This is a genomic window from Cellulomonas pasadenensis (assembly GCF_047229365.1).
In the GTDB taxonomy this organism is placed as follows: domain Bacteria; phylum Actinomycetota; class Actinomycetes; order Actinomycetales; family Cellulomonadaceae; genus Cellulomonas.
In genome coordinates, this window is record NZ_JBFTEP010000113.1 from 1 (window position 1) to 12221 (window position 12221).

At 74.4% G+C, this 12221-nt stretch carries 10 protein-coding genes; 7 read left to right on the forward strand and 3 right to left on the reverse strand.

The window, feature by feature from the left end:
* Positions 1–216: 216 nt before the first annotated feature.
* Together AB6N23_RS14275 and AB6N23_RS14280 are read right to left on the reverse strand one after the other, a co-directional pair.
* Entirely contained in the window at positions 217–2505 is a 2289-nt protein-coding gene (locus AB6N23_RS14275) for a glycoside hydrolase family 3 C-terminal domain-containing protein (protein ID WP_412866680.1), read from the reverse strand.
* A 50-nt stretch (positions 2506–2555) separates the two neighbouring features.
* Entirely contained in the window at positions 2556–3860 is a 1305-nt protein-coding gene (locus tag AB6N23_RS14280; RefSeq protein WP_412866681.1) for an MFS transporter, read from the reverse strand.
* A gap of 141 nt (positions 3861–4001) precedes the next feature.
* Between AB6N23_RS14280 and AB6N23_RS14285 the strand changes: the two genes are divergently transcribed.
* From AB6N23_RS14285 to AB6N23_RS14315, 7 genes are all read left to right on the forward strand, one after another.
* Positions 4002–4754 carry a TetR/AcrR family transcriptional regulator gene (locus AB6N23_RS14285; protein WP_412866682.1) on the forward strand — a complete coding sequence of 251 codons (753 nt, stop codon included), beginning with the start codon at positions 4002–4004 and terminating at the stop codon, positions 4752–4754.
* A gap of 279 nt (positions 4755–5033) precedes the next feature.
* Complete coding sequence (locus AB6N23_RS14290) at positions 5034–6893, forward strand: acetolactate synthase large subunit (RefSeq protein WP_412866683.1); 1860 nt, start codon at positions 5034–5036, stop codon at positions 6891–6893.
* Positions 6894–6906: 13 nt separating this feature from the next.
* Positions 6907–7431, forward strand: coding sequence for an acetolactate synthase small subunit (ilvN, locus tag AB6N23_RS14295; protein WP_378208122.1), 525 nt, complete (start codon positions 6907–6909; stop codon positions 7429–7431).
* Between the two features lie 53 nt (positions 7432–7484).
* Positions 7485–8513, forward strand: a complete 1029-nt coding sequence (gene ilvC / locus AB6N23_RS14300) for a ketol-acid reductoisomerase (RefSeq protein WP_412866684.1) — start codon at positions 7485–7487, stop codon at positions 8511–8513.
* A 119-nt stretch (positions 8514–8632) separates the two neighbouring features.
* On the forward strand, positions 8633–9157 hold the full coding sequence (locus AB6N23_RS14305) for an ASCH domain-containing protein (protein ID WP_412866685.1): 525 nt from the start codon (positions 8633–8635) through the stop codon (positions 9155–9157).
* A gap of 78 nt (positions 9158–9235) precedes the next feature.
* A complete protein-coding gene (locus tag AB6N23_RS14310) occupies positions 9236–10294 on the forward strand; it encodes a 3-isopropylmalate dehydrogenase (protein WP_412866686.1) in 1059 nt (352 codons plus the stop codon).
* Between the two features lie 155 nt (positions 10295–10449).
* Entirely contained in the window at positions 10450–11583 is a 1134-nt protein-coding gene (locus AB6N23_RS14315) for a branched-chain amino acid aminotransferase (RefSeq protein WP_412866687.1), read from the forward strand.
* An 87-nt stretch (positions 11584–11670) separates the two neighbouring features.
* Here the strand turns inward: AB6N23_RS14315 and AB6N23_RS14320 are convergent.
* The coding region (locus AB6N23_RS14320; protein ID WP_412866688.1) for a DUF6069 family protein at positions 11671–12221 on the reverse strand (551 nt) is incomplete at its 5' end.

Sequence of the window (12221 nt, forward strand, 5' to 3'; positions counted from 1 at the left end):
GTCGGGGTCCTCGCCGTCGCGACCGGCGCGGCCGGCGGCGCCGTGGGGCTGCGGCGCGAGCGCAGCCGCCTGCCGTTCACGCTCGCCATGGTCGTCGCCGTGCTGTGCGTGGTCGCCCTGGTCGCCTCGGGCGGGCGGGGCGCGGCCGCCTGAGACGACGGACGGCCGGCGGTGCGCGCACGTCGCGCACCGCCGGCCGTCCGGGGTCGGCGTCGGTCAGACCGCCGCGGCGGCCTTCTCCAGCCACTCCTCGTCCACGGGCGAGCCGGGGAAGCGGGCCAGGCGGCGCATCGGGATGGCGCGCATCATCTGCCCCGTCTCGGGCGCGTACAGCATGTGGGCGGTCGCGGTGCCCTCGACCGCCTCGCGCAGGCGGTCACCCAGGACGGGGTGCGCGAGCCACTGCTCCGCGGTGGAGTCCGCGTCGACCGGCAGCGCGACGTCCTCGCCGGCGAGCACGACGTCCGCGCGCTGGCGCAGGTCGCGGGACGAGGCGCCCTCGAGCACGGTGAACGTGCCCGGCTCGACGACCCAGCGCCGCAGCACCGGGTGCCAGAACGCGAACGACCGGGCGTCGAGCTCGATCTCGACCCGCGCCGACGCGCCCGCCTCGAGGGCCACCTTCGCGAAGCCCTTGAGCTCCGCCTCGGGGCGGAAGACCGAGGCCTCCTCGTCGGCGACGTAGACCTGCACGACCTCCTTGCCGGCCCGCTCGCCGGTGTTCGTCACGGTCACGGCGACGCGCACGCGCGGCGACGCGCCGTCCTCGACGACCTGCACGTCGAGGTCGGCGTGCTCGAACGTCGTGTACGACAGGCCGTGCCCGAAGGGGTAGGCGACGCGCAGGCCGCGCGCGTCGTACCAGCGGTAGCCGACGAGCAGGCCCTCGCCGTAGCGCACGACGCCGGCCTCGCCGGGGAAGTTGCCGAGCGCCGGGTTGTCCTCGAGCGCGACGGGGAGCGTCTCCGCCAGGCGGCCGGACGGGTTCACCGCACCGACGAGCACGTCGGCGACGGCCCCGCCGCCGGCCTGGCCGAGCAGCCACGCCTCGAGCACGGCGTCGGCGTGCGACTGCCACGGCTCCACCTCGACCACCGAGCCGTTGGTGAGCACGACGGCCACGCGCTCGGCGACCGCCGCGACGGCCTCGAGCACGGCGACCTGCTGCGGCGGGAGCTGCATGTGGTCGCGGTCGTAGCCCTCGGACTCCCAGTGGTCGGGCAGGCCCAGGAAGACGACGGCGACGGCGGCGCCGCGCGCCGCCTCGACGGCCTCCTCGCGCAGGCGGGCGACCTCCTCGGCCGCCGTGTCGTCCGCGAGCGTGAAGCCGGCGGCGAAGCGGACCTCCCGCTCGCCGAGCGCGGCGCGCAGGGAGTCGAGGGCGCCGTCCACGCGCGTCGGCGTGACCTGCGAGCTGCCGCCGCCGCCCAGCCGCGGGGTGCGCGCGAACTCGCCGACGACCGCGACGGCGCCGGACGCGGCCGGGTCGAGCGGCAGCACGCCGCCCGCGTTCTTGAGCAGCACGACCGAGTCGGCCGCCGCCTCGCGGGCGAGCGCGTGGTGCGCGTCCTCGTCGTACGTCTGCCCGGGGGCCAGCGCGTCCTGCGACCGCGCGACGAGCTCCAGCACGCGCGTGACCGCCACGTCGACCTCGGCCTCGGTCAGCGTCCCCGCCTCGAGCGCGCGCAGCACGGCGCCGGCGCCGACCCCGCCGGACGACGGCATCTCGAGGTCGAGGCCCGCGGCGACCGCCTTGTCACGGTCGTACACGGCGCCCCAGTCGGAGACGACGAGGCCCTCGAAGCCCCACTCGTCGCGCAGCACGCGCGTGAGCAGCCACGGGTCCTGGGACGCGAAGACGCCGTTGATACGGTTGTAGGAGCACATGACCGTCCACGGCTGCGAGCGCGTCACGACGGTCTCGAACGCCGGCAGGTAGATCTCGCGCAGCGTGCGCTCGTCGACCTCGGCGGACACCGACATCCGGTCGGTCTCCTGGTTGTTGGCCGCGAAGTGCTTGAGCGACGTGCCGACGCCGTGCTCCTGCACGCCGTCGACGAGCGCGGAGGCGAGGTGGCCCGCGAGGTACGGGTCCTCGGAGAAGTACTCGAAGTTGCGCCCGCACAGCGGCGACCGCTTCATGTTGACGCCCGGGCCGAGCACGACCGAGACGCCGAGCGCGCGCGCCTCCTCGGCGAGCGCGCGACCGACGCGGCGCAGCAGGTCGACGTCCCAGGACGACGCGGTCGCGGCCGCGGGCGGGAAGGCGACGGCGGGCGCGGCCTCGAGGCCGCCGAGGTGGTCGCCGTCCTCGTGCTGCGCGCGCAGGCCGTGCGGGCCGTCCGAGACCATGATCCGCCCGATGCCGAGCCGCTCGACCGGCTGCGTGCGCCAGAAGTCGGAGCCGTCGAGCAGGTCGACCTTCTCCTCGAGGGTGAGCTGCGCCAGCAGTGCCGGGACGTCGAGCGGGGCGCCGCCGTGCGCGGCGGACGGGGTGTCGGTCATGCGGGTGCCTCCGGTGGTGGTGGGGTGCGGGGACGTGTCGGGGTGCGTCATCAGCGTGCCCCGCGGATGAGCAGCGTGCTCGCGGCGCCGACCACGGCCACGACGGCGCCGGTGAGGAACAGCGTGGCGTAGTTGTTGCCGTCGCCGCCGACCGCGAGGAGCAGCGGCGCGAGGGCGGGCGCGAGCGACTGGGGGAGCGCGTTGGCGATGTTGAAGACGCCCATGTTCTTGGCGGCCTCGGTCTCGCGGTTCGGCAGCACGTCGGTGACCAGCGCGAGGTCGACCGCGAAGTAGAGGCCGCTCCCGGCGCCGAACAGGGCGGTGGCCAGGTACAGGGTGGCCGGGTCCTGGGCGACGGCGAAGACGACGAGGGCTGCGGCCGCGAGCACGGTGGCGGCGACGACGAAGACCTTGCGCCGCCCGGTGCGGTCGGACACGGCACCGCCGACGGCCGCGGCGGCGACCAGTGCGACCGCGCTGACGACCATGAGGCGCAGCTGCCACGAGAGCGCCGTGGCCTCGTCGAAGCCGAAGCGGTCGAGCAGGTAGTACACCTGGAACGCGTTGTAGGCGGCGAGCGCGAGCAGCAGCAGGAAGCGACCGGTGAACGCCCACGCGAAGTCGGGGTGGCGACGGGGCGACAGCCAGAAGCCGCGCACGAACGCGCCGAGCCGGAAGGGCGGGAGGGTGCTGCCGTCGAGCACCGGGTCGCGCAGCACGGCGGCGAGCCCGAGCATGCCGGCCACGCCGATCGCGGTCGGCACGGCGAACATGAGGACGGGGGACACCCCCGCGCTCGTGAAGGCGTAGGCGAGGGCGACGCCGACGAGCGGGGCCGCGTTCTGCGCGATCCCGAGCCAGCCGGACACGCGACCGCGCAGCCGCTCCTCGACCTGGTCGGGCAGGACGGCCTGCACCGCGGCCTGGGTGCAGTTGAACGCGGCCTGCGTCAGGGCCCAGCCGATCGCGACGACCGCGATCGAGGGCGCGAGGGCGATGGTCATGAGCCCGACGGCGCCGACGAGCACGCCGAGGACGATCCACGGACGGCGCCGGCCGAACCGGGACGTGGTGCGGTCCGACAGCGCCCCGGCCAGCGGGTTGGCGACGAACGCGAAGAACGCGCCGATGCCGGTGACGAGGCCGAGGGCCCCGGCGCGCTCGTCCGCGGTGGTGAGGGCGTTGACCCGCAGGGCGAGCGTGCTGACGACCGGCGTGAGCAGTGCGACGTTGAAGGCGAGGAAGCCACCCACGTAGGCGGGGACGAGGCGGCGGGACGGCGTGCGCACCGGTGCGGGCAGCGGTGGCGTGCCGTCCAGCGGGAGGGGCTGCTCCGCGGCGGCGAGGTGCGTCATGGGGACTCCTGTGTCCGGCGGCCTCCGTCGGCCGCGACCGGCACCCACGGTGACACGAAACCTGACCGATCGGTAAGTTTCTGTCGATGTGATCCTCGTCACCGACCGGTCGGTCGGTTTCCGGCAGCTAAGGTGCGTCGCATGACCGGAGCCCGCCCCGACGCCGGGGTCGCCGACCGCCCGGTCGACGCGCCCGCGCCCGGGCCCGACGACGGGTCCGCGCCGGTTGCGGGCGCCCGTCCCGCGGGCCCTGTCCGCCGCCGGACCGCCGGCGGTGGCTACGCGAAGGGGCGCGCGCGCCGCCGTGAGATCACGGCCGCCGCCACGGAGCTGTACGGCGAGGTCGGCTACCGCTCGGCGTCGCTGCGCGAGGTCGCGGCGCGCGTCGGCCTCTCGCACACGGCGCTGCTGCACCACTTCCGGACCAAGGAGGCCCTCCTGCTCGCGGTCCTCGAGCAGCGCGACGAGGAGGACCGGGCGGCTGCGGAGGAGGCCGGCGACCCCGTCGCCGCGCTCGGCTCGCTCGTGCGGGCGGTCGAGGCCAACGTGCGCCGTCCCGCGGTCGTGGAGCTGTTCTGCATCCTCTCCGCCGAGGCCACCGCGCCGGACCACCCCGCGCACGACTGGTTCCGCGACCGCTACCGCTCGGTGCTCGCCTTCGTCGGCGACGCGCTGCGCGGCGCGCAGGCCGCGGGGGTGCTGCGTCCCGGCGTCGAGCCGGTCGACGCGGCACGGCGCGTCGTGGCGCTCATGGACGGCCTGCAGGTGCAGTTCCTCTACGACCGGGCCGGCACCGACATGGTCGGCGCGCTGCGCGCCGAGCTGCAGGCGCTGGTCACGGTGCCGCTCGCGGACCGGCCGCAGTCGCCGACCGTCCCAGCAGGTGATCCGTGAACCACGATGTGAGACCGAGCGGGAGCGAGGTGACACGCACGCGTCACGGGCGTAGTGTCACGGCCGTGCAGACGATCCTCGTAGTACTTCCTGAGCGCGCCGGCTGAGGCCGACACCGCCAGGTCTCGTCCGCGCGCGCTCGCCCCTCGTCCATCCCGGTGCCCGGGTCGAGGGGCTTTTTCGTGCCCGGCGTGCCTGAGCGCCGGGGATCGCACCGGGTGTGCGCACGCCGCACGACCGACAGCACCGCGCAGCACCAAGCAGCACCAGGAGACGACGATGGTCCAGGGTCCTCACCCCGCACCGCCGCGCACGCCGGTCCGCCCCGTCCGGCCCGCCGGCGACGCGACCGTGCGCCCGGCCGACGCGGACACCCGCCGCATCGGCCCCGAGAAGGTCACGGGCGCCCAGTCGATCGTCCGCTCCCTCGAGGAGGTCGGCGTCGAGGTCGTCTTCGGCATCCCCGGCGGCGCGATCCTGCCGACGTACGACCCGCTGATGGACTCCACGCGCGTGCGCCACGTGCTCGTCCGGCACGAGCAGGGCGGCGGCCACGCGGCGGCCGGCTACGCGTACGCGTCCGGGAAGGTCGGCGTCACGATGGCGACGTCCGGGCCCGGCGCCACGAACCTCGTCACCGCGATCGCCGACGCCAACATGGACTCGGTGCCGATGGTCGCGATCACGGGGCAGGTCGGCGCGCCGCTCATCGGGACGGACGCGTTCCAGGAGGCCGACATCGTCGGCATCACGCTGCCGATCACGAAGCACAACTACCTCGTCACCGACCCGGACGACATCCCGCGCACCATCGCGGAGGCCTTCCACATCGCGTCCTCGGGCCGCCCGGGCCCGGTGCTCGTCGACATCGCGAAGTCGGCGATGCAGAGCGAGACGACCTTCAGCTGGCCGCAGGACGTGCAGCTGCCGGGCTACCACCCGGTGACCAAGCCGCACGCCAAGCAGGTCCGCGAGGCCGCGCGCCTGCTCGCGACCGCGCGCCGCCCCGTCCTGTACGTCGGCGGCGGCGTGATCCGCGCCGGGGCGTCGGAGCTGCTGCGCCGGCTCACCGACCTGTCGGGCGCGCCCGCGGTCACGACGCTGATGGCGCGCGGCGCCCTGCCCGACAGCCACCCGCAGCACCTCGGCATGCCCGGCATGCACGGCACGGTGGCGGCCGTCGCGGCGCTGCAGAAGGCGGACCTCGTCGTCGCCCTGGGCGCGCGGTTCGACGACCGCGTGACCGGCAAGCTGTCGAGCTTCGCGCCGAACGCGACCGTCGTGCACGCCGACATCGACCCGGCCGAGATCGGCAAGAACAAGCGTGCCGACGTGCCGATCGTCGGCGACCTGCGCGAGGTCCTCGCCGACCTGCTGCCCGAGCTCGAGCGCGAGCACGCGCAGCAGGGCAGGCCGGACCTCGAGGCCTGGTGGCGTCAGCTCGACGCGTGGCGCGAGACGTTCCCGCTCGGCTACGACGAGCCGACCGACGGGCACCTCGCGCCGCAGCACGTGATCCGCCGCATCGGCGAGATCACCGGCCCGGAGGCGATCTACGCGTCGGGCGTGGGGCAGCACCAGATGTGGGCGGCGCAGTTCATCCGGTACGAGCGTCCGAACTCCTGGATCAACTCGGGCGGCCTCGGCACGATGGGCTTCGCGGTGCCGGCCGCCATGGGGGCGAAGGTCGGCGACCCGGACCGGGTCGTGTGGGCGATCGACGGCGACGGCTGCTTCCAGATGACCAACCAGGAGCTGGCCACCTGCACGATCAACGACATCCCGATCAAGGTCGCGGTCGTCAATAACAGCTCGCTCGGCATGGTCCGCCAGTGGCAGACCCTGTTCTACGAGTCGCGCTACTCCAACACCGACCTGCACACGGGCCACGGCACGGTGCGGGTGCCCGACTTCGTCAAGCTCGCCGACGCCTACGGCGCGGTCGGTCTGCGCTGCGAGACCACGGCGGACGTCGACGCCACGATCAAGCGCGCGCTCGAGATCGACGACCGCCCGGTGGTCGTGGACTTCACCGTGTCGCGCGACTCGATGGTGTGGCCGATGGTCGCCGCCGGCGTGAGCAACGACGACATCCAGTACGCCCGGGGCATCAGCCCGGCGTGGGACCGCGAGGACTGAGAGGAACGCAGCGATGACCCGCCACACCCTGTCCGTCCTCGTCGAGAACAAGCCGGGCGTGCTCACACGCGTCGCCGGCCTGTTCGCCCGGCGCTCGTTCAACATCCACTCGCTCGCGGTCGGCCCGACCGAGCACGACGAGATCAGCCGCATCACCGTCGTCGTCGACGTCGACGCCCTCCCGCTCGAGCAGGTGACGAAGCAGCTCAACAAGCTCATCAACGTCATCAAGATCGTCGAGCTCGAGGACGCCGCGTCCGTCCAGCGCGAGCTGCTGCTCGTGAAGGTCAAGGCCGACGTCGCGCAGCGCACGCACGTGCTCGAGGTCGTGCAGCTGTTCCGCGCGCACGTCGTCGACGTCGTGCCGGACACGGTCGTCGTCGAGGCGACGGGCAGCCCGGGCAAGCTCGACGCCCTGCTCGCGGCCCTGGAGCCGTTCGGCATCCGTGAGATCGTGCAGTCCGGCACGGTCGCCATCGGCCGCGGACCGCGGTCCATCACCGACCGCGCGCTGGAGCGCGTGAGCCGGTCCGCCTGACCTTCGTCCGTCCCCCCAGCACCCCTACGCACCACACATCGAGGAGATCCACCGTGGCTGAGCTGTTCTACGACGACGACGCCGACCTGTCGGTCATCCAGCAGAAGAAGGTCGCCGTCATCGGCTACGGCAGCCAGGGGCACGCGCACTCCCTCAACCTGCGCGACTCCGGCGTGGACGTCACCGTCGGCCTGCGCGAGGGCTCCGCGTCCCGCGAGAAGGCCGAGAACGAGGGCCTGACGGTCGCCACGGTCGCCGACGCCGTGCGCGGCGCCGACGTCGTCGTGATCCTCGCGCCGGACCAGGTGCAGCGCATCGTCTACCGCGACGAGATCGAGCCGAACCTCAAGGACGGCGCCGCGCTCGTCTTCGGCCACGGCTTCAACATCCGCTTCGGCTACATCAAGCCCGCGGCGAACCACGACGTGCTCATGGTCGCCCCGAAGGGCCCGGGCCACCTCGTCCGCCGCGAGTACGCGGACGGGCGCGGCGTGCCGGTCATCGTCGCGGTCGAGCAGGACGCGTCGGGCTCGGCGTGGGAGCTCGCGCTCTCGTACGCCAAGGCGATCGGCGGCCTGCGCGCGGCCGGCATAAAGACGACCTTCACCGAGGAGACCGAGACCGACCTCTTCGGCGAGCAGGCCGTGCTCTGCGGCGGCGTGTCGCAGCTCGTCCAGTACGGCTTCGAGACGCTGACCGAGGCGGGCTACCAGCCCGAGGTCGCGTACTTCGAGGTGCTGCACGAGCTCAAGCTCATCGTCGACCTCATCTTCGAGGGCGGCATCACCAAGCAGCGCTGGTCCGTCTCCGACACGGCCGAGTACGGCGACTACGTCTCCGGCCCCCGGGTCATCACGCCCGACGTGAAGGAGAACATGAAGGCCGTCCTCGGCGACATCCAGAACGGCGAGTTCGCGCGCCGCTTCATCGCCGACCAGGACGCGGGCGCCCCGGAGTTCCAGGCGCTGCGCGAGAAGGGTCAGAACCACCCGATCGAGCCGGTCGGCCGCGAGCTGCGCCAGCTGTTCGCGTGGGTGAAGCCCTCCGACACCGACTACCAGGAGGGTTCGGCGGCGCGCTGACCCCTTCCCGGCACGGGCCGTCACGCTGCGTGCGTGGCGGCCCGTCGCCGTCCGGCGCTCCGGTCGCCGGTCCGGTGGGGGCGGGGCAGGATGGCCGCGACCCGAGCCGAGGAGGACCGATGGACGAGCCGCGGACGACGGCGCGCGAGCGTGCGGACGTGCAGGACGACGAGGGGCTGCTGGCGTTCTGGCAGGCCGCGCAGGGCCACCTGGGCTTCGGCCGGCTCGGCGTGATCGTGGGCGACCAGTCCGACGACGTGGTGGTCCCGCCGGCGTGGGCGTTCGGCGTCACGGCGGCGGAGGCGGACGCCGAGGCGGAGGCGGTGCTCGCGGGGCGCAAGACGGCGACGTCGGGACCCCGGACGGCCTTCGACGACCTGCCGCAGGTGGGGGACGTCGGCATCGTCCTCGACGGGGAGCGGCGGCCGCGTGCGCTCGTGCGCGTGACGGACGTGCAGGTGGTCGCGGCGACCGACGTGACGGCCGCGCACGCCGGTGCGGAGCTGGGCAGCGCGGCGGACGACGTCGTCGACCGGTGGCGGGCGCTGAACGGCGGCGTGAGCGGCGAGGTGGCCGGGGACGTCGTGCTCGAGCGGTTCGAGGTGGTGTACCCGACGGACGGTCCCGCGCCCGCCGTCGACTGACGGCGCCGGTCAGCGCCTCGCTGTCCACGTGGTGGAAAGCGTCGGTCCGACAGGCAGGACGGTCGTAGGGTGACGAGCATGTCGGACAGCACGCGCACCCTGGACCTCGCCGTCGTCGCCGGGGACGGCATCGGCACCGAGGTCGTCGAGCAGGGCCTGCTCGTGCTCGAGGCCGCCCTCGGCGCCGACGGCCCCCGCCTCGCCACGACGGACTACGACCTCGGTGCGCGCCGCTGGCACGCGACGGGGGAGACGCTCACCGACGCGGACCTCGACGCGATCCGCGCGCACGACGCGATCCTGCTCGGCGCGATCGGCGACCCGAGCGTCCCGTCGGGCGTGCTGGAGCGCGGCCTGCTCCTCACGCTCCGCTTCGCGCTGGACCACTACGTGAACCTGCGCCCCGGCAAGCTCTTCCCGGGCGTGACCAGCCCGCTCGCCGCGCCCGGCGAGGTGGACTTCGTCGTCGTCCGCGAGGGCACCGAGGGTCCGTACGTCGGCAACGGCGGCGCGATCCGCGTGGGCACCCCCGCGGAGGTCGCCAACGAGGTCAGCGTGAACACGGCGTTCGGCGTGGAGCGCGTCGTGCGCGACGCGTTCGCCCGCGCCGCCGCGCGCCCGCGCAAGAAGCTCACGCTCGTGCACAAGCACAACGTGCTCGTGCACGCGGGCCACCTGTGGCGGCGCACGGTCGAGGCCGTGAACGCGGAGTTCCCCGACGTGACGGTCGACTACCTGCACGTCGACGCCGCGACGATCTTCCTCGTGACGAACCCGTCGCGCTTCGACGTCATCGTCACGGACAACCTGTTCGGCGACATCCTCACCGACCTCGCCGCCGCGATCACCGGCGGCATCGGCCTCGCCGCGTCCGCGAACATCAACCCGGACCGCACGGCGCCGAGCATGTTCGAGCCCGTGCACGGCTCGGCGCCGGACATCGCGGGTCAGGGCAAGGCCGACCCGACGGCCACCGTGCTGTCCGTCGCGCTGCTGCTGGACCACGTCGGCGAGACCGCGGCCGCCCGCCGCGTCGAGGCCGCCGTCGCGGCCGACCTCGCCGAGCGCGGCTCCGCCGAGCGAGTACGGTCGACGGCCGAGGTGGGCAAGGACCTCGCCGCTCGCGTCGCCGGCTGACGCCCCTCCCGCAGGGGCGCGGCACGCGACCCGCACCGCCCGACGAGTCCTGACCCCGCAGGCCCGCGCCCGTGCACCCGCACGGGCGGCGCCGCCTGTCCACCCGGCCGTCCGCACCGGTACCGTCGACGTCGACCCTGGTGAAAGGCCCTCCCATGAGCACCCTCGCGACCCCTGCCTCGGCGCAGTCCCCCGAGCAGACCCCCGAGCAGACCTTCGAGATCCACGCCTCCGCGCACCCCGTGCCGGACGAGGAGCGCGCGGCGGCGCTGGCCGCGCCCCGGTTCGGCACGGTCTTCACCGACCACATGGCGCGCGTCAGCTGGTCCCAGGCGACCGGCTGGCACGATCGCCGCGTGGAGCCGTACGGCCCCCTGCAGCTCGACCCGGCGACGGCCGTCCTGCACTACGCGCAGGAGATCTTCGAGGGCCTCAAGGCGTACCGGCACCCCGACGGCACCGTCTGGACGTTCCGCCCGGAGGCGAACGCCGCCCGGTTCCGCCGGTCGGCGCAGCGCCTCGCGCTGCCCGAGCTGCCGGCGGAGGACTTCCTCGGCGCGATCCGCGCGCTCGTGGGCGTCGACCGGGAGTGGGTGCCGACGGGTGAGGAGACGAGCCTCTACCTGCGCCCGTTCATGTACGCCTCGGAGCGGTTCCTCGGTGTGCGGCCGTCGCTCGAGGCGGAGTTCCTCGTCATCGCGTCGCCCGTCGGCCCGTACTTCGCGGGCGGCGTGAAGCCGGTGTCGATCTGGGTGGCGCGCGACTACCACCGCGCCGGCGCCGGGGGCACGGGCGCCGCGAAGTGCGGTGGCAACTACGCCGCGAGCCTGCTGCCGCAGCAGGAGGCGTACGCCAAGGGCTTCGAGCAGGTGTGCTTCCTCGACGACCGCACCGGCACGCAGCTCGAGGAGCTCGGCGGCATGAACGTGGTCGTCGTGCGCGCCGACGGCTCGGTCGTGACGCCGCCGGTGTCCGGCACGATCCTCGAGGGCGTGACGCGGTCGTCGATCCTGCGCCTGCTCACCGACGCGGGCCACGAGGTGTCCGAGGAGCCCGTGCTGCTCGACGAGCTGCGCGCGGGCCTGGCGGACGGCAGCGTCAGCGAGGTGTTCGCCTGCGGCACCGCCGCCGTCATGACGCCGATCGGCCGCCTCGCGAGCGACGACTTCGACCTCGTCGTCGGCGACGGCGAGGCCGGCCCGGTGACGACGCGCATCCGCGCCGAGCTGACCGACATCCAGTACGGGCGCGCCGCCGACCGGCACGGGTGGATGACGCAGCTGCTCTGACGCCCGCGGGCGGGACGTACGGACGGCGGCGGTCCCCCGGAGCGGGGGACCGCCGCCGTCCGTCCTCCGTCGGTCGCCGCGGCGGGGTCAGGCCGCCACGCGGCGGACCGTCCACCCGAGCACGCCGGACAGCAGCGACCACACGGAGACGCCGACGAGCAGGTTGACGACGCCGGTGGCGATGCCCGCGCCCACCCCCGCGGTCGACGTCAGCGGCAGCAGCGTCGCGACGAGCGTCACGAGCGCGAGGATCCACCCGAAGAACGCGCCGGGACGCGGCGTGGTCAGCACGAGGACGTGCAGGAGCCCCGCCGCGGCCACGGCGGCGAGCGCGCCGCCGACCACGTAGGCCGCCATCGCGGACCCCGCGCCGCCGCCGACGGCGAGGTCGATCCGCAGGATCCGCTCGAGCACGAGGACGCCCACCACGCCGACCAGCGCGGCGACGAGGGCGGTCGCCGCGGCCCCGGACCAGAACCGCCGGGTCTCCACCGTGAGCCGCGTCGCACGCGGTGCCTCCGGTGCGGTGGCGGCCGCGGGCACGGCGACGGGTGCGGGCACGGCGACGGGGACGGCGGCGTCAGGTGCGGGGGTGCCCACCGCGGCGGCGGGTACGCCGGACGCGGCCGGCGCGACCG